This window comes from Pseudomonas sp. 3MAES_34.3B (assembly GCF_058145875.1).
Genome location: NZ_CM176960.1, coordinates 2611401 through 2634524, shown reverse-complemented (window position 1 = coordinate 2634524; position 23124 = coordinate 2611401). Strand labels below are relative to the sequence as shown.

General features: G+C 62.4%; 20 protein-coding genes. 5 read left to right on the top strand and 15 right to left on the bottom strand.

Going from position 1 to position 23124, the window contains the following annotated elements:
* Positions 1–17 precede the first annotated feature (17 nt).
* From AC3Z8Y_RS11725 to AC3Z8Y_RS11665, 13 genes are all read right to left on the bottom strand, one after another.
* On the bottom strand, positions 18–1022 hold the full coding sequence (locus AC3Z8Y_RS11725) for a DNA-binding protein (protein ID WP_490089837.1): 1005 nt from the start codon (positions 1020–1022) through the stop codon (positions 18–20).
* A gap of 65 nt (positions 1023–1087) precedes the next feature.
* Entirely contained in the window at positions 1088–1801 is a 714-nt protein-coding gene (locus tag AC3Z8Y_RS11720; protein WP_490089836.1) for an rRNA pseudouridine synthase, read from the bottom strand.
* A 73-nt stretch (positions 1802–1874) separates the two neighbouring features.
* A complete protein-coding gene (locus AC3Z8Y_RS11715; protein ID WP_490089835.1) occupies positions 1875–3728 on the bottom strand; it encodes an ABC transporter ATP-binding protein in 1854 nt (617 codons plus the stop codon).
* A 68-nt stretch (positions 3729–3796) separates the two neighbouring features.
* Positions 3797–4099, bottom strand: coding sequence for a Dabb family protein (locus AC3Z8Y_RS11710; protein WP_490089834.1), 303 nt, complete (start codon positions 4097–4099; stop codon positions 3797–3799).
* 33 nt (positions 4100–4132) lie between these two features.
* Positions 4133–5323, bottom strand: a complete 1191-nt coding sequence (mmsB, locus tag AC3Z8Y_RS11705; RefSeq protein ID WP_181112087.1) for a multiple monosaccharide ABC transporter permease — start codon at positions 5321–5323, stop codon at positions 4133–4135.
* Positions 5320–6855, bottom strand: a complete 1536-nt coding sequence (mmsA, locus tag AC3Z8Y_RS11700) for a multiple monosaccharide ABC transporter ATP-binding protein (RefSeq protein WP_181120892.1) — start codon at positions 6853–6855, stop codon at positions 5320–5322. The genes mmsB and mmsA overlap by 4 nt, the downstream gene beginning before the upstream one ends.
* Before the next feature lie 51 nt (positions 6856–6906).
* Positions 6907–7977, bottom strand: coding sequence for a multiple monosaccharide ABC transporter substrate-binding protein (gene chvE, locus AC3Z8Y_RS11695; protein ID WP_181112085.1), 1071 nt, complete (start codon positions 7975–7977; stop codon positions 6907–6909).
* A gap of 110 nt (positions 7978–8087) precedes the next feature.
* Positions 8088–9179 (bottom strand): Gfo/Idh/MocA family protein, encoded by a 1092-nt coding sequence (locus AC3Z8Y_RS11690; RefSeq protein ID WP_490089833.1) that lies wholly within the window; start codon positions 9177–9179, stop codon positions 8088–8090.
* Between the two features lie 43 nt (positions 9180–9222).
* Positions 9223–10218, bottom strand: coding sequence for an inositol 2-dehydrogenase (gene iolG, locus AC3Z8Y_RS11685; RefSeq protein WP_181112083.1), 996 nt, complete (start codon positions 10216–10218; stop codon positions 9223–9225).
* Positions 10219–10274: 56 nt separating this feature from the next.
* The gene (locus AC3Z8Y_RS11680; protein WP_490089832.1) at positions 10275–11147 is read right to left on the bottom strand and encodes a sugar phosphate isomerase/epimerase family protein; all 873 of its coding nucleotides are present in this window, start codon (positions 11145–11147) and stop codon (positions 10275–10277) included.
* A gap of 42 nt (positions 11148–11189) precedes the next feature.
* Positions 11190–12086 carry an intradiol ring-cleavage dioxygenase gene (locus tag AC3Z8Y_RS11675; protein ID WP_490089831.1) on the bottom strand — a complete coding sequence of 299 codons (897 nt, stop codon included), beginning with the start codon at positions 12084–12086 and terminating at the stop codon, positions 11190–11192.
* Between the two features lie 75 nt (positions 12087–12161).
* The gene (locus AC3Z8Y_RS11670) at positions 12162–13595 is read right to left on the bottom strand and encodes a sugar porter family MFS transporter (RefSeq protein WP_490089830.1); all 1434 of its coding nucleotides are present in this window, start codon (positions 13593–13595) and stop codon (positions 12162–12164) included.
* Positions 13596–13796: 201 nt separating this feature from the next.
* Positions 13797–14711 (bottom strand): LysR family transcriptional regulator, encoded by a 915-nt coding sequence (locus AC3Z8Y_RS11665; protein ID WP_490089829.1) that lies wholly within the window; start codon positions 14709–14711, stop codon positions 13797–13799.
* 112 nt (positions 14712–14823) lie between these two features.
* On the opposite strand from AC3Z8Y_RS11665, the gene AC3Z8Y_RS11660 reads away from it, so the two are divergent.
* The 3 genes from AC3Z8Y_RS11660 (at position 14824) to AC3Z8Y_RS11650 (ending at position 17568) form a co-directional block, all read left to right on the top strand.
* Positions 14824–15648, top strand: a complete 825-nt coding sequence (locus tag AC3Z8Y_RS11660) for a dioxygenase (RefSeq protein WP_490089828.1) — start codon at positions 14824–14826, stop codon at positions 15646–15648.
* Between the two features lie 59 nt (positions 15649–15707).
* On the top strand, positions 15708–16775 hold the full coding sequence (locus AC3Z8Y_RS11655) for a maleylacetate reductase (protein ID WP_490089827.1): 1068 nt from the start codon (positions 15708–15710) through the stop codon (positions 16773–16775).
* Positions 16776–16854: 79 nt separating this feature from the next.
* On the top strand, positions 16855–17568 hold the full coding sequence (locus AC3Z8Y_RS11650) for a GntR family transcriptional regulator (protein ID WP_181120866.1): 714 nt from the start codon (positions 16855–16857) through the stop codon (positions 17566–17568).
* 16 nt (positions 17569–17584) lie between these two features.
* Here AC3Z8Y_RS11650 and AC3Z8Y_RS11645 read toward each other — a convergent pair whose 3' ends face one another.
* Together AC3Z8Y_RS11645 and AC3Z8Y_RS11640 are read right to left on the bottom strand one after the other, a co-directional pair.
* Positions 17585–18535, bottom strand: coding sequence for a PDR/VanB family oxidoreductase (locus tag AC3Z8Y_RS11645; protein WP_490089826.1), 951 nt, complete (start codon positions 18533–18535; stop codon positions 17585–17587).
* An 11-nt stretch (positions 18536–18546) separates the two neighbouring features.
* Entirely contained in the window at positions 18547–19605 is a 1059-nt protein-coding gene (locus AC3Z8Y_RS11640) for an aromatic ring-hydroxylating dioxygenase subunit alpha (protein ID WP_490089825.1), read from the bottom strand.
* A 469-nt stretch (positions 19606–20074) separates the two neighbouring features.
* On the opposite strand from AC3Z8Y_RS11640, the gene AC3Z8Y_RS11635 reads away from it, so the two are divergent.
* Positions 20075–21709 (top strand): DUF1302 domain-containing protein, encoded by a 1635-nt coding sequence (locus AC3Z8Y_RS11635; protein WP_490089824.1) that lies wholly within the window; start codon positions 20075–20077, stop codon positions 21707–21709.
* Positions 21710–21718: 9 nt separating this feature from the next.
* The gene (locus AC3Z8Y_RS11630) at positions 21719–23092 is read left to right on the top strand and encodes a DUF1329 domain-containing protein (RefSeq protein ID WP_490089823.1); all 1374 of its coding nucleotides are present in this window, start codon (positions 21719–21721) and stop codon (positions 23090–23092) included.
* The last annotated feature ends 32 nt before the right edge of the window (positions 23093–23124 follow it).

The following is a 23124-nucleotide window of genomic DNA, read 5'->3' as shown; positions in this document are numbered from 1 at the left end:
TCGCTACCGGGAACGGATCAGGCGAGCTCGGGCGCGTCGATCACAGGCGGCCGAAGCGCAGCCTTCGCCTCGGATAGCGCCTGCTCCAGTAGCTCCCCACGCACCCGCGCCTCTGCCAGGTCGCGGCCCTGCTGCGCTGCACTTTCGCGGGCGTTCTCCAATGCCTGCCGAGTGTCGGCCAACTGGCTGGCCAATACCTCGCGGGCGCCCTGGGCCTGGCCCTGGAGCGTTGCCAACCGCGCCACTTCGCGCTGCAAGTGAGCGCCATGCTCTACAGCCTGCAGCCGTTGCTGCTCACTCTGGCTCAAGGCAGACATCAAGCGTTCGTTATCCCGTTCAAGCCGCGTCAGCGCCTTCTCGCGGTCCGCCAAGGCTTCCTGAGCCTGCTGCACCTGCGCTTGAAGCTGTTGAAGCTGCGCTTCGTGGCGCCGCTGCTCTTGCGCGCGTTGCTCGTCGCTCAGGGCGCGGTGCTGCTCGATCGTATCGCGGGCCTGGCGAAGCTGCTCTTCGATCGAAAGCACTTGCGCCTGCTTGTCGGCGAGCCGGGCCTGAAGGTCTTCATTGGCCTGGGCAAGGCGCGCGCTCCGTGTTTGCTCGGCCTGGTGCGTCGCCTGAAGGTGCTCATGGCGCTGCAACGCCTGGCCCAAGGCCTCTTGCGTGTGGGCGACCGACTGTTGCAGCGCATCCGCCCGGCTGGCGGTTTCGTTCAACTGCGCCTGCAGCCGTGCCCGGTGTTCGTCAAAACCTTCCTGGGCCACATCGATGCGGCCCTGGGCTTGGTCGTGCAGCCGCTGGGCAAGGGTAGTCACCAGTGCGGTCAATTCCTCGCTGATGGAAAGCATGCCCTCGGCAAGCGTTCCTTCGGCCTGCTCCAACTCCTTGAGGTAGCGATGGATGGTGCTTTTGGAGCCTGTGTTGCCCAGTTCGATCCGGATGGCGTCGATACTGGGATTGCGCCCCTGGGCAATCAGCGCGTTGCGCGCCTTCTCCACTACCGCCTTGTTGATACCGCCGCGTGCCATGCCTGCCCCTGAGGTGTATGTGTTGTGACCAGTGCCTGCCCGCAGGCGCCTGGTTGCAGTTGCATTCAGAACCGTTCTTGCCCGGTAAGGTAGCGCCATTGCCCCACCGGCAGCTTGCCCATCGGCACGCCGCCCAGGCGCAACCGGCGCATCGTGACTGGCGTGAGCCCTACCGCCGTACACAACAGGGCAATCAACCCGGGCGTCGGGGCCTTGATGGCGATCCGCAAGTGGGTTTCGTTCTGCCAGCTGGCTTTGGCGGCAGGCAATGCCTGCCCCTTATGCATCGCGCCCCGCTTGAGCCGCTCAAGGCCGCCTTCGCGCAGGGTGCCCTGCACTTCCACAACGTATTCCTGCTCCAGCTTGCCGAACTCGGCGGTAAGCTTGCGCGCGATGCGCCAGTCCTGGGTGAACACCTGCAGGCCGGTGGCGCCGGCTTGAAGTGGCGCCAGGCATTGCAGGCGGTGAAAGTGGCTTTTGAGCACCCGTTTGCCCGTGTCGAAGGCTGGCGCCTGGCTGTCTGGCGTGATGGACGCCAAGGCCCCGTCCTCATCCAGGCCGGGGCCCTGATTCAGAAGGAGCGTGACCGGTTCCGGCGGCTCGGCCTTGGCGCCCGGCAATAACACCACTTGCTGCGTGGGCTGTACCTGGGCTTGGGGTGCGTCCACCACCTCGCCATCCACGGTGACCCAGCCCCCCTCGATGTACATCTCCGCCTCGCGACGGGAGCAGCCGACCAGTTCTATCAGGCGGCGAGACAGGCGTTGTGCTTCGGTCATTACAGGATGCTCAGGCAAAAGAAGCCATTGTAACGGGCCACGCGCCGTGAGTCGCCGCCCGTTAGGCGCGCCGCTACTCCATTTCTTCTGCCACCGCCTGATCCTCGCCCAGGAAGCCACCGCTCTGGTGCCGCCACAGCCGGGCATAGGTGCCCTTTTTCTCGAGCAACTGGGCGTGCGTGCCCTGCTCCACGATACGCCCTTGATCCATCACGATCAGCCGGTCCATGGCCGCGATGGTGGACAGCCGGTGCGCAATGGCAATTACCGTCTTGCCCTGCATCATTTCGTCGAGGCTTTCCTGGATGGCGACTTCCACCTCGGAGTCCAGCGCGCTGGTGGCCTCGTCCAGCAGCAGGATCGGTGCGTTCTTGAGCATCACCCGGGCGATGGCGATACGTTGCCGCTGACCACCCGAGAGCTTGATACCGCGCTCGCCCACCAGCGTGTCGTAGCCGCTGTGGCCCTGCTTGTCGCTGAGCTGGCTGATGAACCCATCGGCCTGTGCGTTGACCGCGGCGCGGTGTACCTGCTCGTCGGTGGCGTCGGGCCGGCCGTAGGCGATGTTGTCGCGGATCGAGCGGTGAAGCAGCGAGGTGTCCTGGGTCACCATGCCGATGGCGCTGCGCAAGCTGTCCTGGGTCACCTGGGCGATGTTCTGCCCGTCGATGCGGATTTCGCCGGTGTCCACGTCGTAGAAGCGCAGCAGCAGGTTGATCAAGGTTGACTTGCCCGCGCCGGAACGGCCTACCAGGCCGATCTTCTCGCCGGGGTGTATGGCCAGGTTAAGGCCATCGAGCACCTGCCGCTCGCCGTTGTAGTTGAAGCTCACGTTATCGAACACTACCGCGCCGCCGGTGGTCTGTAACACGCCCGCGCCAGGCGCGTCCTGCACCTTGGGCCCGCGGGTAAGGGTAGACATACCGTCCTGCACGGTGCCGATGTTCTCGAACAGCGTGGTCATCTGCCACATGATCCAGTGCGACATGCCGTTGATGCGCAAGGCCATGGCGGTGATCGCTGCCACCGCGCCAGTGCCCACTTCGCCCTGGTGCCACAGCCACAGGGCATAGCCGCCGGCACCGAGAATCAGCCCTACCACCAGCGCCTGGTTGACGATCTCGAACTGGCTCACCAGGCGCATCTGGCGAAAGCCGGTGTGCTTGAAGTCTTCCATGGCTGCCCGCGCAAAATGCGCCTCGCGCCGGGAATGAGAGAACAGCTTTACCGTGGTGATGTTGGTGTAGGCGTCGGAAATGCGGCCGGTCATGGACGACCGTGCATGGGCCTGTTCCTGCCCCACCTTGCCCAAGCGTGGCACGAAGTACCACATAGCCAACCCGAACAGCACAATCCATGCAACGAAGGGCAGCATCAGCTTGAGGTCGAAGCCACCGGCCAGCGCAATGATCGCGATGAAATACACCCCAATCCCCGGGGCAATCTCGATCACCGTGAACAGCACCTCACGCACCGCGAGCGCGGTTTGCATCACCTTGGTGGTCACCCGGCCGGAGAATTCGTCTGAAAAGAACGACAGGCTTTGCCTGAGCATCAGCCGATGGAAATCCCAGCGCAGCCGCAGCGGCAGGTTGATCGCCAACACCTGGTGTTGAACCATCGTGCGCAGCGCCACCAGCCCGATGCTGGTCAGCAACACAATCGCGATGCTCCACAACACACGTTTTTCTTCGATGGCCGCCGCGCCACCCCCCTGCCAGGCAGAGAGCTGGTCCACCACCTGGCCAAGGAAGGAAAACAGCCAGGCTTCGTAGATCGACACACCGGCGCTGAACACCGCCATGGCAAGGATATACCCCCGCGCGCCACGGGTGCAGGCCCAGAGAAAACGGGCCAGGCCGTCGGGCGGTGGCGGTATTTCATCAGGCGGGAAAGGGTCGAGGCGGCGTTCGAATGAACGAAGCATGGCAGTCTCCGAAACGTTTCAGTCAGGGGATTCTGCCATTGATTGAGCCGCGGGAGGCCGCCCATCCCTTATTCAACGATGTAATCGACCTGGTGGCGGGCAATGCGCGAGTTGCCAAGCGCCTTGCGCACGCGAAGGTGTTCCGGGTGCTCGGCATAACCGGCGAGCGATTGCGCGGAATCGAATTCCGTATAAAGCACTACGTCACAGGCGTAGTCGATTCGGCTGAAATCAACGCCTACTTCTACCTTGAGCAGGCCAGGTATGCGCCCGGCCAGCCCCTCGAACAGCTCCTTGAGGTAGAAACAGGCTTTGCGGGTTTCTTCCGGGGTGGTGCCTGCAAGGTTCCACATCACTATGTGCTTGATCATCGCTGTCTCTCTGAAAATAAACTGCCGCGACCGTCAGGCCTTGCTCTTTTGGTACACATCCACGAACACCGCTGCGAGCAACACGGCGCCCTTGATCATCTGCTGATAGTCGATCCCGATCCCCATGATCGACATGCCGTTGTTCAGCACGCCCATGATGAACGCCCCGATGACCACACCCACTACTTTGCCCACACCGCCCGATGCCGAGGCGCCGCCGATGAACACGGCAGCGATCACGTCCAGCTCGAAGCCGGTACCGCCCCGCGGCGTGGCGCTGTTGAGGCGGGCCACGAAAATCAGCCCGGCCACCGCCGCCAGCACACCCATGTTGACGAAGGCGAAGAAGGTCACGCGTGAGGTGTTGATGCCGGACAGTTTGGCGGCCTTGAGGTTGCCCCCCACGGCGTAGACCCAGCGGCCGATCACAGTGCGGTTCATCACGAAGGTGTAGATAGCCACCAGCACACTCATGATGACCATCACGGTGGGTATGCCGCGGTAGGTCGACAGCAGGTAACAGAAGTAGACGATCAGCGCGGCGATCACGCCGTTCTTCAGCGCGAACAAGGCCATGGGCCCCACTGACGCGCCGCTTTTGGCGGCTTTCCGGCGGCTGCGGTATTCCACGGCCCAGAACATCGCCGCCACGGCCGCGCCCAGCAGCAGAGACGTGATCCGCAGGTCGGCGTACGCGAACAGCTCCGGTATGAAGCCGGAACTGAGGGCCGTGAAGGCCGGTGGGAACGGCCCGATGGACTGCCCCTGGGAAATGGCGATAGTGGCGCCGCGGAAGATCAGCATGCCGGCCAGCGTGACGATGAACGAAGGCATCCGCCACACCGCCACCCAATAGCCCTGTGCGGCACCGATCAACCCGCCTGCCAGCAGGCAGATCAGCGACACACTGAAGAAATCCATCCGGTACTGCACCATCAGCACTGCAGCCAGGGCGCCGATCACCCCGACCACCGAGCCCACCGACAGGTCGATGTGCCCACACACGATCACCATCAGCATGCCCAGCGCCATCACCACGATGTAGCTGTTTTGCAGCAGCAGGTTGGTCAGGTTCAGCGGCTGCATCAAGGCCCCGCCGGTGGCCACCTGGAAGAACACCATGATCACGATCAGCGAGGCCAGCAGGCCATATTCACGCGCGCCACGCTTGAACGAGGTAAGCGCCGTGGGTTTGGTGGAAAGCGGCAGCGTGGCTTCGCTCATGGGGTCACCTCGTTATTCATGATCGCTTGCATGATCTTTTCCTGAGAGGCTTCGGCTATCGGGAACTCGCCCACGAAGCGCCCTTCGTTCATCACATAAATGCGGTCGCAGGTACCCAGCAGTTCCGGCATTTCAGAGGAAATCATCACCACCCCTCTGCCCTCGCTCACCACCTGATTGACCACGCCATAGATCTCGTACTTGGCGCCCACATCAATGCCCCGCGTGGGTTCATCGAGGATCAGCACCTTGGGGTTGGAGAACAGCCATTTGCCCAGTACCACTTTTTGCTGGTTGCCACCCGATAGCTTTTCCACGGGCTGATCCACCCCTGGGCAGCGGATGTGCAAACGCGTGCGGTAGTCCTCGGCAACGTCGGTTTCAGCCGCCCCGTCCATTACCCAGCGCCGGGACACCGCTGCCAGGTTGGCCAGGGTGGTGTTGCGGGTGATGCTGTCGCCCAGCACCAGCCCCGCGCCCTTGCGGTCCTCGGTGGCGTAGGCCAGCCCCAGGTCGATGGCCTTGCGCACGGTGCTTACGTCTACCTCGCGGCCTTCCAGGCGGGCTTTGCCGCGGATACGGGTACCGTAGGAGCGGCCGAATACGCTCATGGCCAGTTCTGTGCGGCCGGCACCCATCAGCCCGGCAATACCGACCACTTCGCCGCGGCGCACATTGAAGGTGATGTCGCGAATCCGGTCCCGCCCAGCATGCTCGGGGTCACCCACCGACCAGCCCTCGACCTCGAACAGCACCTCGCCGATGCTGGGTTCTCGCCTGGGGTAACGGTCGGACAGCTCCCGGCCGACCATCGAGCGGATAACCCGGGCGTCGTCGATGGGCGCGCTTCGGCAGTCGATGACATCCACGGTGCTGCCGTCGCGAATCACCGTGATTTCGTCCGCCACCCGGCCGATCTCGTTGAGCTTGTGGGAAATGATGATTGACGTGATCCCTCGCCCCTTGAGCTCCAGCATGAGCTTGAGCAAGGTGTCGCTGTCCTTTTCATTGAGGCTGGCGGTGGGCTCGTCGAGGATCAGCAAGCGCACGTCCTTGGCCAGGGCCTTGGCGATCTCCACCATCTGTTGCTGGCCGATGCCCAGGTTGGCAACGAGCGTCTGCGGCCGTACGTCCAGGCCTACGCGATCGAGCAGCCCCCGGGCGAGCCGGTGCGCCTTGTCCCAGTCGATCACGCCTCGGCTGGCAATTTCGTTGCCCAGGAACAGGTTCTCGGTGATCGACAGCATCGGTACCAGAGCCAGTTCCTGGTGAATGATGCAGATGCCCAGGGCCTCGCTGTCGCGCAGGTTGTGAAAGCTCCTGGGCTGGCCGTCGAAAATGATCTGCCCCTCGAAGCTGCCATGGGGGTACACGCCGCTGAGTATTTTCATCAGCGTGGATTTGCCCGCGCCGTTTTCGCCGCAGATGGCGTGGATTTCGCCTTCGCCCACCGAGAGGCTGACCCGGGTCAGCGCCTTGACCGGCCCGAAGCTTTTCTGGATGTCCCGCATGTCGAGAATGGTTTTGCTCATGTGCTCTCTCCTGCCCAGGGGGCAAGCCGATGGCGTTGACGTGCGCGGTGCCTAGCGCAGCTGCTCGGCGGTGTAGAACTTGGTGTCGTCCACAAGGATTTTCTGCCAGTTGCTGCGATCCACCAGCTGGGGCGTAAGCAACTGGGTAGGCACCACCATCGAGCCGTTGTCGTAGGACTTGGTGTCGTTGACGCTCACGGTCTGGCCGGTCAAGGCCGCGTCGGTCATCTGCGCCGCGGCGCCGGCCAGGGCACGGGTGTCCTTGAACACCGTGGAGGACTGGTTACCGGCGATGATCGACTTCACGCTGGAGATTTCGGCATCCTGGCCCGTCACGATGGGCATCGCGCTCTTGCCGCTGCCATACCCTACCCCGCGCAGCGAGGACACCACCCCGTTGGCGATCTGGTCGTTCATGGCCAGTACCGCATCCAGGTGGGCGGTGCCGTAGAAGGCGCTCAACAGGTTGTCCATACGCGCCTGGGCCAGGGCGCCGTCCCAGTTCGGGGTGGCGGTCTTGTCGATGTCTACCTGGCCGCTTCGCACCACCAGCTTGCCGCTGTCGATGTAGGGCTTGAGCTGGGACATCACCCCGGCGTACACCACGTGCGCGTTGTTATCGTCGGTGGAGCCGGCAAAGATCTCCAGGTTGAACGGGCCCTTGCCTTGCTTGAGCGCCAGCGCATCGACGATGGACTGGCCCTGCAGTACCCCGGTGCGGAAGTTATCGAAGGTAACGTAGTAGTCGAAGTCCTTGGAATTGCGGATAAGGCGGTCGTAGGAAATGACCTTGATGCCTTTCTCCTTTGCCTGCTTGAGCACATCGGCCATGGTGGTGCCGTCGATGGGCGCCACGATCAACGCTTTCACGCCCTTGACCATCATGTTCTCGATCTGCGAGAGCTGCGTGGGCGCTTCGTACTGGGCGTATTGCAGGTCGGTGTCGTAGCCCAGTTTTTTCAGCGAATCGACGATGCTGCTGCCGTCCGATACCCAGCGCGCTTCGGTCTTGGACGGCAGGGCGATACCTACCGTGCCCTTGGTATTGGCGTCTTGCTTGGAGCACGCCGCAACGGCCAGCCCCAGCGCCACAGTTGCAACCAGTTTGATGATCTTGTGCATGATGCCCTCAGCTTTTGTTGTTGTTGTGAACTCTCGAGGGTGCAAGCGCCCGACCGGCCTCGAAATCGAGGCCGGTGAAGCAGACGTTGCGTACTCGGACGGCTATCGGGTTACCAGGCCAGTGAAACTTCCTGGCCGTTGGCATCAGCGGACTCGAACAGCGCTTCGAGGATCACGTTGATGTTGTGTGCCTGCGTGGCCGGCACGGTGGAGGGGCTGCCTGTGCGCAACGACTTCACGAACGCAGCGGCCTCACGATCGAAGTACACCGGGTTGCCGATCTCGGCGATTTCCGGCGAGTACACGGTTTTGCGCACCGCCCAGATTTCCGGGAAGCTGTTCTCGTTCCAGTGCGTCCAGCCCTGCTGATGGCCGTTCTTGCCGTCGTGGTACAGCTTGTACGACGCTGGCATGGGGGTGGAATGCATCACCCCATGGGTGCCATAGGCGGTGATGTCCCAGCTTTCGGTCCAGGGCATCGGGTCCCATGACATGAAGTCGATGGTGATCAGCTTGTCGTCATAGTTGAGCACCGCGCCTACCGCGTCTTCCCGGGCGGATTCGCTCATTTGCCCGGCAAACTTGGTGATGCGGGCGTTAACCGAGCGAGGCTTGCCGAAGTGCAGCAGGATCCGGTCGATGGTGTGGCAGCCGATCACATAAAAGGCGCCGCCGCGGTCCCCGGGCTGCTTCATGTGGTTGGTATCTGCCTCGTCATGGGAGCAGCCGGCATGGGCGCGCACTTGCAGCACTTTGCCGATCTCACCGCTTTCGAGCACTTGCTGCATCTTTTCAACCGACGGCGCGTAGCGCCAGCAGTAGCCCACCTGGAACAGCCCATTGGTGCGCTCCACTGCCTCGACGATTCTGCTGGTGTCCTGGCTACCGCGGCCTGCCGGTTTTTCACACAGCACCGCCTTGCCGGCGTTCAGGGCCTCGATAGCCCAGTCGGCCATCAGATAGCTTTTGGGATGCACCAGCACCACGTGCACGTTGGGGTCGGCGAGGATTTCCTCCTTGCTGCGCGCCTGCAGGCCCAACGCGTCACAGAACGGTTCAAGCAAGGGGCTGTCGTCGAAGGCACCGAGGAACTGCACATCGGCCATACGCTGGAATGCTTTCACCCGGCCCGAGGTATGTGGGTGAGTGATGCCCAGGCAGGCCACGCCGATGGTCGTACCGCTCTGAAGTTGATAGGACATGAGGTTCTCCTGATGATGCTGTCCAGAATTGAGCGCGAACCGCTTACAGGCGCACTGCACGGCCGGTGGCAACCGATTCCACCGCGGCGTCGGCCAGGCGCAAGGCCTGCAAGCCATCCTGCACGGTGGTCGGCATTGGTTTGTTGTACGCCAAGGCGTCGATGTAAGCCTCCAGCTCTGCCTTGTAGGCCTGCTGGTAACGCTCGAGGAAGAAGTTCAGCAGCGGCTCGCGCGCATCCGTTACGTCCTGGCTCCAGCGGCGGATGGTGGTGGGCCGCAGGTTGTCCATTTGCAACATGCCTTTGGAGCCGAACACTTCGATGCGCTGGTCGTACCCGTACACGGCCTGGCGGCAGTTGTTGATGTGGCACTGTTTGCCGGAGGCCGTCTGCATGTGCACCATCGCGGTGTCGTAGTCGTCGTATTTTTCCATCAGTGGCGAGTTCACCAGGCGGCTGCCGATCGCGCTCAATTCCACCGGCTCCTCGCCCAGCAACCAGCGACCGATGTCCAGGTCGTGGATGGTCATGTCGCGGAAGATCCCACCGGAATGCTTGATGTAGTCCTCGGGTGCCAGGCCGGGGTCACGGCTGCTGATGATGACCTGGCGCACGTCGCCGATGTCACCGGCGTCAATGGCGGCGCGCATCTGCGCGAAGGTGGTCTCGAAGCGGCGGTTGAAGGCCAGCATCACCCGGCCATTGAGCCGCTCCACTTCCTCCACCGCCGCCAGGCTCTTGGCCATGTCCAGGTCGATCGGCTTCTCGCACAGCACCGCCTTGCCCTGGCGCACCGCGCGCAGCATCAGGTTGATATGGGTGTGCGTCGGGGTGCCGATCACGATGGCGTCTACGTCGGGGCGGTCGATGGCGGCTTCGCAATCGGTCATGGCTTGCGTGCCAAGCTCATCCGCCAGGCTGGCGGCCGCGTCCGCGAAGGGGTCTGCCACCGCCACCAGTGTCGCCAGCTTGCTGGCGGCCACGTTAGCGGCGTGGATCTTGCCGATGCGCCCAGCGCCCAAAACCGCGATACCTACCATGGTACTTCTCCAGATCTGCTTATTGATTGTTGTAAGAGGACGCCTGCGGCTTGTTTCTAGGCCGGAAAACGGATGTTCTCGAACTGGGCGATGGTGGTATCGAAGGCTCGCTTGGCCGCCACGTCCAATGGCAGCTTGCGGCATTCGGCGCTGATCAATTCCACACCCCATGGCCCGCGGTAGCCCAGGTTCACCACCTGTTGAATGAACGCCGGAACGTCCAGCTCGCCGTCGCCGCAGAACTTGCGATGGTGAGTGGAATCGTTGAACAGGGATTCGACGATCTTGTGGTTGGCGTCATCGAGCTCGATGGACTTCACCAATTCGAGCGGCAACTTGGCAATTTCATCGAATTGCATGCCGCCGCGAGCCACGTGCCAGGTATCGACCAGCAGGCCACCGTTGGGGCGCACGCCTTCTGTCACGGCAATGGCGCGGTCGATCGTGTTAACGCTGGAGAACGGCAGGAACTCGATCACCACGTTCACGCCGAAGGGCTGCGCGCGGTCACACAGGATGGCGAAGCTGTCTCGCATCAGCGAAACATCAGGCGGGCCTTCCTCGAACAGGCCACCGGCCACTTTCATGTTGTGCGCGCCCAGCTCGCCGGCGAGTTCCAGCAGTTCATCGCGCATTTTGTCAGAGGCCGCCCGCGGCGCGCCCTGCAGGTGCCAGTCGGTGAGAAACTCGACTTCAAGGAACTTGATGCCATTGTCCTTGAAGATGTTGCGCATGGTGGACAGGCCCAACTTTTCCAGGTTATGCAACAGGTCTGCATGCAGCAGCCCCATGCCACGCCAGCCGGCCTTGGCTGCGGCTTCGGCCCTCGCCTGGAGGGAATGCGTGGCAATTTCGCTCGGTGCGCCCGGGTAGGTGTCGCCCGCGAGGGTCCAATAAGCAGCCAGCAGTTCTACATTGTTATTGGGCATGGTGGTCACTTGGGTCAAAGTTGATGAGCAATCGTTGGGAGGTCAGGCCGGGGTGAGGACAAAATCCCAGTTCACGGCCAGGAAAGGCGTTTGCAAATCGTATCGTTGAGCGACGCCGGGGTCGGTCTCGGTGGTAAACCGCGCCACCAGCTCCTTTTTAACGCCGAACACCGTGTCCTCATGCAGATACGGGCAATCGGGCGTGAAGATGTGGGTGATCACCTGGTCGTAGCCGGGCGCGGTCACGATAAAGTGCAGGTGCGCCGCGCGGTTGGGGTGCCGCCCCAGGTCCCTTAACAGCTTACCCACCGGGCCATCCGCAGGGATCGGGTAGTGCCGCGGCTTGACCGTGCGAAAGGCGTAGAACCCGTTTTCATCGCTGGTGAACAGGCCGCGCAGGTTGTAGTCCGGCTGTACGCCCTTTTGCTGCACATCGTAAAAGCCGTCGTCGTTGGTTTGCCAAACGTCCAGGGTGGCCCCGGCAATAGGGTGGCCTTCGGTGTCCAGCACCCGGCCGCTGACCAGCGTAGGTTCGCCCTTGCCGTCCAGGCAGATGTTGGCGCCGTTTTCGTAGCGCGGGGCGTCAGCCACATAGAACGGGCCCAGGATGGTGTTGGGCGTGGCGCCGGTGGGCCGTCGGTGATTGATCGCATCCACCAGCATGGTCGCGCCCAGCACGTCGGACAGCAGGATGTACTCCTGGCGCCAGTCGGTGCACATCTGCCCGGTGCGGGTCAGGAACTCGATGGCCTTGAACCACTCCTCATGGGTGGGCTCGATCTCTTTGATCGCGGCATGCAGGTGCCGCGTGAGCACTGCCATCACTTCGCTCAACCGGGCGTCGGCGCCCTTGCTGATACGAGCGTTCACAATGTCAGCCGAGCGCTCCTCTTCGAACATGCCGCCAATGGGCGATTCAGCATCCAGTTGCGCATTCATGGTGTTCACCTTTTGCACGTATTCGTGAAAGCCGGCTTGCCCGAAGGCTCAATGGCCGGCATTTGCCATGTAGGTTCAGCAGGCCCGGGCCGCGTCGGGGATACGTTTTCCGCCGCTGAGGCGCTGCTCCATCAGTGTCTCGATTTCTTCCAGGCTCAGGCCTTTGGTCTCGGGCAGCCAGAGGCTGCAGAACACAATGGAGCCAATGTTGATGACCGCGAAGAGGAAGAACGTCATGCCACCGAACTGGCTGAGCAGGATCGGGAACACGAAGGCTACGATCGCGTTGAACACCCAGAAAATGCCTACCGCAATGCCGTTCATCAAACCACGGGCATGGGTGGGGAATATTTCCGACATCAGCAGCCAGTACACCGGGCCGATGCACATCTGCATGAAGAACAGGAAGACCAGCACGCCGGACAGCGCCAGATAACTCTGCATCAGCGAGTGCGGCAGGAAGTTGACCACCACGCCGAGGAAGATTTGCGCCAGTACCACTACCGTCAGCCCCAGCAACAGCATGCTGCGGCGCCCCATGCGGTTGATCACCCACATGCCAATCAGCGTAGCCACTACCGAGACCACCCCGTTGCCAATGGTGGCGACCAGCGCGGCGTGGGTGCCCATGCCGGTTTCCTTGAGGATCATCGGCGTGTAGTACATAAAGGCGTTAACGCCGGTGAACTGGATAACAAAGCCCAGCCCGATCCCGATGGCCAGCAACTTGAGCATCCACGGTGCCTTGAGGGCGCTCCAGGCACTGCCGTGGCGCCGTTCCAGCTTGTGCTGGGTAACAATTTCCTTCATTTCCAGGTCGGCTTCGCGCTGGGTGTCGCGGATGCCCGAAAGCGTGGCTTTGGCCTCGGCGATGCGCCCCTTGCTGACCAGCCAGCGGGGCGACGCGGGCACAAAGTGCATGCCGATATAGAGCAGCGCCGCCGGCACCAAAGCGATGGCGAGCATGTACCGCCAGATGATCGGGCTGTCGAACAGGTGGGCCAGGCCGGCGCTGGCCACATAGGCCAGGCATTGCCCGGAGACAATCATCAATTCACTCTGGCACACCAGGCGGCCACGATGCCGGGGTGCTGCCAGCTCCGCGATCAGCACCGGCACCGCTGACGACGCGCCGCCCACCGCGATGCCGAGGATGAAGCGGGTGATGATCATGGTGGTCAAATCGGGGGAGCAGGCAGTGCCTAGTGCGCCGATGGCAAACAACAAGGCCAGGCCCTTGAGCACACCCAGGCGGCCATAACGGTCGGACAGCTGTCCCGCGAACAACGCGCCCAGCGCCCCGCCAAAAATCAGCGCCGATGCTACAAGCCCTTCAGATACCGGGGTCAACCCAAGGCCGCCCTGGGCGGCGTCGAGCGACATAAAGGGCAGCGCACCGGAAATAACGCCGGTGTCGTAGCCGAACCCCAACGAGCCCATGGTGGTAATGGCCGCGATACGCCAGAGGATCTTCGACGACGCGCTACGTACTGCTGGGTAGTCGGACATGAGGTCAACCTTTATTGAAATTGTGTGTACGCTCAGTGAGGTCGAGATTACTGCCAATGAAACGGAAAACAAACGCGCATGCGGCAAATGTGTTTTCCGCCTGGTGGAAAACTGATAGCCCAGTAGTGACTTAGAGGTCCGGATCGCTTGAGGCGCGCGAGGGGTGTGAACCGCGCGTAGTCGGGGAATGATCTGAACCGCTCAACGGGTCCAGTGGCGCTCATACTGGTGCGTGTTGAAGTCAGCCAGCAGAAAGTCGATGAATACTCGCAGCTTGGTGGGCATGTAGCGGCGGCTTTGAAAGGCCATATTGATGATCAGCCGCGGCAGGTCCCAGTCGTCCAGCACGGGTATGAGGCGCCCGGCCACGAGGTCGGCATTGATGATGTATTTAGGCTGCACCAGAATGCCCCCACCCGCCAGCGCCGCCGCCCGCACGATCTGCCCGTCGTTGGTTTCCAGGATAGGGTCCACCTTGTAAGCCACTTCCTCGCTGCCCCGGGTGAACCGCATCACCCGCGGCTGGTTGGCATGGCTGTAGATCAGCAAGTCGTGGTTGGCCAGGTCCTCCACCGTTTGCGGTATGCCCTTGCGTTGAAGATAACCGGGGGCCGCCGCCAGCACGCGGCGTGTTTCAGCCAGCCGGCGGATAGTGATGTTGGAATCCGGCTCGTACTCGCGGGTTCTGATGGCGAGGTCGATCTCGCTGTCGATGATGTCGAAATAGCGGTTCTCACCCAGTACCTTCACATTGATGTGCGGGTACAGCTTGCGGAAGGCCGGGATCAGCGGCGCGATATGCAGCATGCAGAAAGAAATGGAAGACGTGATGGTCAAGGTGCCCACCGGCTGCACCAAGGACTCGGTCAACGACGCTTCGGCCTCCTTGAGCTCGCCTAGCAGGCTTTTGCAGCTTGTATAAAATTGGTGCCCTGAGTGAGTAAGCGCCAGCCGTCGCGTATTGCGGTCGATCAGCCGCACGTTCAACCGCTGCTCCAGCGCCACCAGGTGCCGGCTGGCGGCGGCATTGGACAGCCCCAGAATCTCCGCCGCCTTGCTCAGGGTGCCTACTTCGGCCGTGAGTACGAACAGTTCCAGCTCAGTGAGACGGTCCATCGGCGCTCCTTCTTATTTTTTCATCAGTGAAATAAACAATTCCATAACCGGCCTTTTTTAACGGCTCGTGGAACTATAACGTTCAGCGCATCAGGCTAGAAGAGCAGTCACCATGCGCAACCTGGACGAAACCACGATCACACAGGCGGTACTGGCCACACATCGCAATGCGCCGAACCCGCGCCTGAACGAGGTGATGACCAGCCTTGTGCAGCACCTCCATGCCTTTGCACGGGATATTCGGCTGAGCGAGCACGAATGGCGGCAAGGCGTTGCGTTTCTTGAACAGGCCGGCCAGGCGGGTTCGGCCAGCCACTGCGAGCTGGCGCTGCTGTCCCATGTGCTGGGCTTGTCCACTTTGGTGCTGGCTCAACACTCGGCCAAGCCGGGCGGCTGCACGGAGCCCGCCGCACTGGAACAGCGGCCTGCCCCCGCAGCCGCGCTTCATGACCTTGATGCGGACATCAGCGCCAGCCTACCCGGCCCTCGTAGCTGGGTGCACGGCACTGTGCGCGATCCCTTGGGCAAGCCGATACCCCACGCCAGGCTGCGCCTTACGACGTCGGGTAACCCATCGGCGCCAGCAGCCTTGTTGCAAGCCGATGGTGGCGGCAACTTCCGGTTCGCATGTGCGATGCCACAGCCGCAGCGAGTGCAAGCCCAAGGGCCAGTCAAGGATTTGCTCGAAGCCCTTGATCGCCCAGCGTGGCGGCCGGCGCACATGACCTTTGACATCGACGCGGCAGGCTATCGACCGCTCACCACGTCCGTATTCCAGGAAGGCGACCCTTATCTGGCCTGTGATGCCCTGTTTGGCGTGCGCGCTGGGTTGATTGCCGAATGGAAACAGCATCCGCCCGGGCCACAGCCCAATGGCGTGGTCAGCCAGGCGCCCTTCCATACGCTCGAATTCGATTTTGTCCTAGCACCTGCCTGACCACCCCGTGCAGTTCTCGGGTTCAGGCGCCCCTATCCCAGGTACAGGAGAGTACTTCCATGGCTACACCGGACTTCGTTTATAACGGCCAACCTTCACGGGTGATTTTCGGCAAAGGCTCGCTCGCCCAGCTCGAGGCCGAAATAGACCGCCTCGGTGCCCGCCGCGCCCTGGTGCTTTGTACCCCCGAACAGCGCGCCCAGGCCGAGCAAGTGGCCGCATTGCTGGGGGACCGTGCTGCGGCTATCTTCGACAAGGCGGTGATGCATGTGCCGATCGAGACGGCGCGCAAGGCCCGCGAGGTGGCGCGTGAACTGGGCGCGGACTGCGCCGTCGCCATCGGTGGCGGTTCTACCACAGGCCTTGGCAAGGCCATTGCCATGGATTCGGGCTTGCCCATCCTGGCAATTCCCACCACCTACGCGGGCTCGGAAATGACCCCGGTCTACGGCTTGACCGAAAACGGCCTCAAACGCACCGGGAAGGACCCGCGGGTACTGCCCCGAACAGTCATCTATGACCCTTCGCTGACAGTCAGCCTGCCGCTTGAGATGTCCATCACCAGCGGGATGAACGCCATCGCCCACGCGGCGGAAGGCCTGTATGCGCAAGATGGCAACCCGGTGATGTCGTTGATGGCCGAAGAAGGCATTCGCGCGTTGGCCCAGGGCATGAAGCGTATCTATCAGGCGCCTGAGGACCTCGACGCACGCGGCGACTGCCTCTACGGTGCGTGGCTGTGCGGCACGGTGTTAGGCAATGTGGGCATGGCCTTGCACCACAAGTTGTGCCACACGCTGGGCGGCAGCTTCAACCTCCCCCACGCCCAGACCCACACCATCGTGCTGCCCCATGCCATTGCCTACAACCAGGGCGCGGCGCCGGCGCTGTCGCGCATCAACCGGGCCTTGGATGATCACGACTGCAGCCCAGCCGCTGCGCTATTCAAGCTGTCCAGTTCCTTGGGCGCACCTACCAGTTTGAAAGCGTTGGGGCTGACCGAGGCCGACCTGGACCGCGCCACCGACATTGCCCTGTCCAACCCTTACTGGAACCCCCGCCCTATCGAAGCGGCCGGGATACGTCAGCTGCTGCAGGACGCTTATGAGGGTGCCTCGCCAGCCTGAGGTGAACCCGGCAGGCGTTGTTTCTCGCGGCAATGCCGGTGCTGTACCATAGCCGGCCATTGACAGGGAATCGCATTCAATGACCAAGCCGGGCCAATTGGTGCTGGTCGCACTGCGCAAGATGATTGCTTCTGGCGAGCTGGGCGCCGGCGAGCGGCTGATGGAAATTCCTACCGCCGAGCGCTTCGGCGTATCGCGGATGCCGGTGCGTATTGCATTTCGCACCCTGGAGCAGGAGGGGCTGTTGGTACGCCACGGTGGCCGCGGCTTTCAAGTGCGGGCGCTGAGCGCGGACGATATCGCCAACGCTGTCGAGGTACGCGGGGTACTGGAGGGCCTGGCCGCGCGGCAGAGTGCCGAACGCGGGCTGTCCGAGCAGGCACACGCGGCGTTGCTCGAATGCCTGGAACAAGGGGATGCCCTGTTTGCCAAGGGGTATGTCACCGAACAGGACCTTGAGGTGTACCACGACCTCAACATGCGCTTTCATCAGGTGATCGTCGCCAGCAGTGGCAATGCGGCGATTGCCGAAGCGCTTGCCCGCAATGATCACCGTCCCTTCGCCTCGGTCTCGGCGCTGGCGATCGATCGCCATGCCATGGTGCGCGAATACCGCCGCTTCAATTTTGCCCACATGCAGCATCACGCCGTGTACGACGCCCTGAGTAATCGTCAGGGTGCTCGCGCCGAGGCCATCATGCGCGAGCACGCCAATGCCACCCTGCGTTACGCCAAGGTGTTCGGCGAGGCCGAGGGCAGCCCGGACTTCACCGTGATATCGCGTGGCAAATGAGCCCCCTCGCAGGCTGTCAGAGGTCGAGCACCAACAGGGGTGACTTGGCCCTCGAACAGCATGGCGTGAACTGATCGTTCGCGGCCTGTTCTTCCTCTGTGAGAAACAGGTCGCGGTGGTCCACTTCCCCTTCCAGCACGCGCGTGAGGCAGGTGCCGCATACACCCTGTTCACACGAAATCGCGATGTCCACACCGTGGCGCTCCAGCACTTGAACCACAGTTTCGTCCGGCCCAACGTCGAACACCTGGCCACTGCTGGCCAGCTTTACCGAAAAGTGCCCGGCAGCCTGAGGGCCTACGGGCGCGGCGGCGAAGTACTCGCGATGCAGCTGCCCGGGCGCCCAGTCCTGGGCTGCGGCGGTATCCAGAATGTGCTGCATGAAGCCGCCGGGGCCACACACGTACAGGTGCGTGTCGGGGTGGGGGGCAGCAAGCACACGGGCGGCATTCAGGTGGGTATGGGCCATTTCGTCGAAATGCACCACTACCCTACCCTGAAACACCGGCCCGCCGAGCCGCTCCAGGAAGGCCGCGTGCCGTTCCGAACGGGCGCAGTAGTGGAGCTCGAAATCCTCACCGTTTGCGGCCAGTTGCTCAGCCATGCACAGTAGCGGCGTGATACCGATCCCGCCCGCAAACAACAGGCTGCGACGCGCTTCGAGCGCTAACGGAAAGTGATTGCGTGGCTCGCTGATCTGCAGGCGGTCGCCCACGTTGATACGCTCGTGCATGCACTGCGAGCCGCCACGGGAAGCGGCGTCCTTTAGCACACCAATCTGATATCGGTCGCGTTCACCGGGGGCGTTGCACAGCGAATACTGGCGGATCAGGCCACCCGGCAAGTGCACGTCAACGTGTGCCCCGGCGGTAAAAGCAGGCAGGCTGCCGCCATCGGCTGCGGTCAGTACATAGCTGTAGATATCCAGCGCTTCATGGCTGCGCGCAGTGACCACGACGTCTAGCATGGCTGGCCCGCTCATTGTTGGGCACCCTCAAGCACGGTTTCCGGTGAGCGCTCCCGGGCAATCATGCGGTCCAGCACCCGCCGCGCTTGTACACCGCCCGCGTCGATGTTGAGCTTCAGCAGGTTGCGATCGGGGTGCGCGAGAAGGTTTTGCTGTTGCTGTTCAAGCATCTCCAGGTCTTCGCTGAAGATCGTGCGCTGCCCTTCGCGGATGCTCGCCGTCAGCACCTCGTCACCCGGGTTGAAGTTGCGCGCCATGCCCCAGAAATACCAGATGGAGGTCTCGGTTTCCGGGGTGATGAAATCCACCACGATGCTCGATGCCTTGTGCTCAGGTTGCGCGTGGTAGCCCCCCTTGCCCGCATGGGCGACGCCCACTTCGATCAGCACGTGGCTGGGCGGGCTGAACCGGCAGATCTGCCAGCGGTCGACCGACACGTCATCGGCCAGGTTGTTGCCGCGCAGCGCCATGCGCCAGAACGGCGGGGGCATGATGTTTTCCATGTGCCGGGCAGTCACTACCTCGTCGCCCTGCACCGTGGTCACCGGGGCCGCTTCATCAATTTCCTTTTGCCCGATGCTGGAGGCATGCACGTAGGTTTCATGGGTAAGGTCCATCAGGTTGTCGATCATCAACCGGTAATCACACCCAATGTGGAACAGCCCGCCGCCGTAGGCCCAATCGTCACTTTCAGCCCATTCCAAGTGGGGGATGAGCTGAGGATCGGCCTTGTTCTGGTCACCCGGCCATACCCACACAAACCCGTGCCGCTCCACCACTGCGTAGGCTTTGTTGCAGGGAAAGCCACGGACGCGCTGGCCGGGCATTTCCACGGTCTTGCCGTCGCAGCCCATCACCAGGCCGTGATACCCGCATACCAGCTTTCCGTCTTTCACATAGCCCAGTGACAGGGGCGCGCCGCGGTGGGGGCAGAAGTTTTCCACGGCCGCAACCTGGCCTTCCGCGCCCCGGTAGAACACGATCTTTTCCCCGCAAATCTGCCGGCCGAGGGGCTTTTCGGCGAGTTCGTCAGGGGTACAGGCAACATACCAGGTGTTCTTTGGATACATGAGGGCCTCCGGGTTCTTGTAGTTGTATGGATCCATAGAAAGCGATATCACTAAGTGAAGTCAAGGCTAATAACACCGCATGGCTCACTGTGGATCCATAGAAATCGCCGACAGAGCCCGTCGTAGCCATCGCTATTCCTACGCCCACTTGGGTATCGAATTTGGCCATACGTCTTATCCGGGCACGCGATTAGTAAAAATCCGTAACCCGGTGGCAGGCTTCGCTCACAAAAATGCCCCGCATGCATTGCCATAAAAACAAGAACCCGAGGGATTGGAATGAGCTTTTCGAACGCCCCCGCACCCCTACTGCCCGACCGCTATCTCCCCCAGGCCGACACCCGCGAGCTTTCGCCGCGGCGCCCTGGCACCTCGCAATAATTCACAACAACAAGAGGTTCACCCTATGACAGGTTGCTCGATCAACCGGCCAAGGCGCGCCCTGCGGATGCGGCACGGCTCACCCAAAATGGCTTTAGTGGCGGCGGTGTTGCTGTCAGCCCCCCTTACTCAAGCGATGGAAATCGACACGGGCGAATCCGACATCAAGCTTCGCTGGGACAACACCTTCAAATACAGCAACGCCTGGAGAACCAAAAGCCCAAGCAACAAGCTGACCTCGGGGCAGACCGCCTTGAACCAGGACGATGGCGACCGCGCCTTCGGCAAGGGGCTGATCTCCAACCGCCTGGATATTCTCTCGGAGCTGGACCTGGCATACCGCCAGGTAGGTGCGCGTGTGAGCGCGGCGGGTTGGTACGACACGGTGTACCAGGGCGACAACGACAACAACGATGCAAGCCGTGCCAACGCCCGCTCAGTGGGCTATGACGAGTTCACAGACGATACTCGCCACCTGCACGGCGGTGATGCCGAGGTACTGGATGCGTTTGTATATTGGAACGGCCAACTGAGCGACAAGGCGGTGTCGGTACGTGCCGGCCGCCACGGATTGATCTGGGGCGAAAGCCTGTTTTTCGGCGCCAACGGCATTGCCGGCGGCATGGCCCCGGTCGATATCGTGAAGGCGCAGTCGGTGCCCAATACCCAGTTCAAGGAAATCACCCGGCCGGTCAATCAGCTGTCTGGCACCTTCCAGCTCACCGATGACATCTCGCTGGGAGCGTTCTACCAACTGGAATGGGAAGAAAACCGCTTGCCGGGTGCGGGCAGTTATTTCTCCAGCAGTGACACCATTGGTGAAGGCAACGAGCGGCTTATCGTGGGCGCGCCCTTCCCCACCGCGCTGGGTGGAAGCGCCGACAGCCCGGCGGCGTTCTTCCATGGCAAGGACAAGGATGCCCGCGATACCGGCCAGGGCGGCTTGCAGTTGCGCTTTGCCGGAGAATCGGTGGACTACGGCCTGTACGCCATCCAGTACCACGACAAAAGCCCCAAGCTGTACCTGCGCAGCAGCGCCACCGGGCCGAACTTCACCACCGGGCAGGTGGGTGATTACTACTGGGTGTACCCCGAAGACATCCGGGCACTGGGCGCCAGCTTCGCCACCACGGTGGATGAGTACAGCTTTGCCGGCGAAGCGTCCCTGCGCTGGAACATGCCGCTGGTTTCCAACGGCCAGACCGTGATCGCCGGCAGTGGCGCGGACAACAGTGACCATCCGCTGTACGCCGTAGGGCGCACCGCGCACATCAACCTCAACGTGCTCGCCTCGCTGGGCCCGTCATTCATCGCCGAAGAAAGCAGCCTGGCCGCGGAAGTCGCTTGGAACCACCTGCTGAGCGTGACCAAAAACCGTTCGGCGCTGGACCCCGGCGCCACCGATGACGGCCTGGGGTTGCGCTTTGTTTATACGCCCACCTACCGCCAGCTGTTCCCTGGCATCGATGTGAGCGTACCCATGGGGGCGAGCTACTTCCCGCTGGGTAAATCCTCGGTGGTGAGCAGCTTCGGCACCGACAACGGCGGCGACATGAACATCGGCGTCACCGCCACCTATATGGACCGCGTGACGTTCGGGCTCACCTACACCCACTACTACGGCCCCGAAGACACCAACCTGAACGCCACGTCGCAATTCAATTACCTGCAATCGCTGAAGGACCGGGACTACCTGGCCTTCTCCGTTAAAACGACCTACTAAGGGCTGCCCATGACCCTCCAGACGACCCTGAAGACCCTCAGCCTGGCCATGTTGAGCACCTGGGTGCTGCACGCGCCACTCGGTGTGGCCGCCTCCGCCGCAGACGCCGCCAAGCTCAACAGTACCCTTACCCCGATGGGTGCGGAGCGCGCCGGCAACGCCGACGGGAGCATCCCGGCCTGGACCGGCGGTGACACCCATGTAGACCCGGCCTACAAGCCGGGCGGCAAACGGCTCGACCCCTTCGCCGCCGAGAAGCCGCTGTTCAGCATCACCGCCAAAAACCTGGCCCAATACGCCGACAAACTGAGCGACGGCAGCAAGGAGATGTTCAAGCGCTTCCCGGACACCTACCGCATCGACGTATACCCCACTCATCGCACCGCAGCGGCGCCTCAGTGGGTATACGACAACACCTTCAAGAACGCGACCCGCGCGACCATGGCCGAGAGTGAAAGTGGCCCGGTGCCCAAAGGCGCCTACGGTGGCATCCCGTTCCCGATCCCGCAGAACGGCGCCGAAGCCATCTGGAACCACTTGCTGAACTGGCGCGGCACGGCGCTGGAAATGCACTTCCGCCACTACCTGATCACCGCCGACGGCAAGCCCGTGATGACCACGGACGGCAATGCCATCCAGCAGATGCCCTACTACTTCCCCAACGGCAGTCCGGAAACCTTCGAGGGCGAGTACTGGCTGTTCCGCATGGTCAACGCCGGGCCACCCATCCGGGCCGGCGAGCAGATCATCGGCCACACGAACATCGATGCTGAAAAGTCCGCGGCCCACGTGTACCTGACTGGCCAGCGTCGGGTGCGCAAGTTGCCCAATGCCTGCTGCGATACGCCCACACCCGCGACGGCCGGAGTGATGAGCTTTGACGAACTGAGTGTGTTCGCCGGCCGAATCGACCGCTTCAACTGGAAGCTGGTGGGCAAGAAGGAGATGTACATCCCTTACAACACCAACAAGTTCCAGACCGCCGCCAAGCCTGAAGACCTGCTGGGCGCCCATCACCTCAACCCCGACTACGTGCGTTGGGAGCTGCACCGGGTGTGGGCAGTCGATGCCGACCTGGCCCCGGGCAAGCGTCACCAACTGCCCAAGGGCCGTTACTACCTGGATGAAGACACCTGGCAGGCGCTGCTCGCCGACCGCTGGGACGCGGACGGCCACCTGGCCAAAACCCTGTGGTCGCTGCCTGCCGACATGCCAGACATCCCCGCCCAGGCACAGCTGTCCTCAGGCTTCTATGACCTCACTTCCGGCGCCTGGTTTATCCAGAACGTGTACGCCGGCCTGCCTTCGCAATACAAGGTGGTCGACCAGTACAACGCGTCGGAGTTTTCGCCCGCCGCCATGGCCGGGCAAGGCGTTCGCTGAGGATTGAAACGACCGCGGCGCGCCTGTAGCGT

What these genes read in the sequence shown, in the direction of transcription:
- AC3Z8Y_RS11725 (WP_490089837.1), bottom strand. Translation starts at nt 1,022, where the DNA reads ATGGCACGCGGCGGTATCAACAAGGCGGTAGTGGAGAAGGCGCGCAAC.
- AC3Z8Y_RS11720 (WP_490089836.1), bottom strand. Translation starts at nt 1,801, where the DNA reads ATGACCGAAGCACAACGCCTGTCTCGCCGCCTGATAGAACTGGTCGGC.
- AC3Z8Y_RS11715 (WP_490089835.1), bottom strand. Translation starts at nt 3,728, where the DNA reads ATGCTTCGTTCATTCGAACGCCGCCTCGACCCTTTCCCGCCTGATGAA.
- AC3Z8Y_RS11710 (WP_490089834.1), bottom strand. Translation starts at nt 4,099, where the DNA reads ATGATCAAGCACATAGTGATGTGGAACCTTGCAGGCACCACCCCGGAA.
- mmsB (WP_181112087.1), bottom strand. Translation starts at nt 5,323, where the DNA reads ATGAGCGAAGCCACGCTGCCGCTTTCCACCAAACCCACGGCGCTTACC.
- mmsA (WP_181120892.1), bottom strand. Translation starts at nt 6,855, where the DNA reads ATGAGCAAAACCATTCTCGACATGCGGGACATCCAGAAAAGCTTCGGG.
- chvE (WP_181112085.1), bottom strand. Translation starts at nt 7,977, where the DNA reads ATGCACAAGATCATCAAACTGGTTGCAACTGTGGCGCTGGGGCTGGCC.
- AC3Z8Y_RS11690 (WP_490089833.1), bottom strand. Translation starts at nt 9,179, where the DNA reads ATGTCCTATCAACTTCAGAGCGGTACGACCATCGGCGTGGCCTGCCTG.
- iolG (WP_181112083.1), bottom strand. Translation starts at nt 10,218, where the DNA reads ATGGTAGGTATCGCGGTTTTGGGCGCTGGGCGCATCGGCAAGATCCAC.
- AC3Z8Y_RS11680 (WP_490089832.1), bottom strand. Translation starts at nt 11,147, where the DNA reads ATGCCCAATAACAATGTAGAACTGCTGGCTGCTTATTGGACCCTCGCG.
- AC3Z8Y_RS11675 (WP_490089831.1), bottom strand. Translation starts at nt 12,086, where the DNA reads ATGAATGCGCAACTGGATGCTGAATCGCCCATTGGCGGCATGTTCGAA.
- AC3Z8Y_RS11670 (WP_490089830.1), bottom strand. Translation starts at nt 13,595, where the DNA reads ATGTCCGACTACCCAGCAGTACGTAGCGCGTCGTCGAAGATCCTCTGG.
- AC3Z8Y_RS11665 (WP_490089829.1), bottom strand. Translation starts at nt 14,711, where the DNA reads ATGGACCGTCTCACTGAGCTGGAACTGTTCGTACTCACGGCCGAAGTA.
- AC3Z8Y_RS11660 (WP_490089828.1), top strand. Translation starts at nt 14,824, where the DNA reads ATGCGCAACCTGGACGAAACCACGATCACACAGGCGGTACTGGCCACA.
- AC3Z8Y_RS11655 (WP_490089827.1), top strand. Translation starts at nt 15,708, where the DNA reads ATGGCTACACCGGACTTCGTTTATAACGGCCAACCTTCACGGGTGATT.
- AC3Z8Y_RS11650 (WP_181120866.1), top strand. Translation starts at nt 16,855, where the DNA reads ATGACCAAGCCGGGCCAATTGGTGCTGGTCGCACTGCGCAAGATGATT.
- AC3Z8Y_RS11645 (WP_490089826.1), bottom strand. Translation starts at nt 18,535, where the DNA reads ATGCTAGACGTCGTGGTCACTGCGCGCAGCCATGAAGCGCTGGATATC.
- AC3Z8Y_RS11640 (WP_490089825.1), bottom strand. Translation starts at nt 19,605, where the DNA reads ATGTATCCAAAGAACACCTGGTATGTTGCCTGTACCCCTGACGAACTC.
- AC3Z8Y_RS11635 (WP_490089824.1), top strand. Translation starts at nt 20,075, where the DNA reads ATGGCTTTAGTGGCGGCGGTGTTGCTGTCAGCCCCCCTTACTCAAGCG.
- AC3Z8Y_RS11630 (WP_490089823.1), top strand. Translation starts at nt 21,719, where the DNA reads ATGACCCTCCAGACGACCCTGAAGACCCTCAGCCTGGCCATGTTGAGC.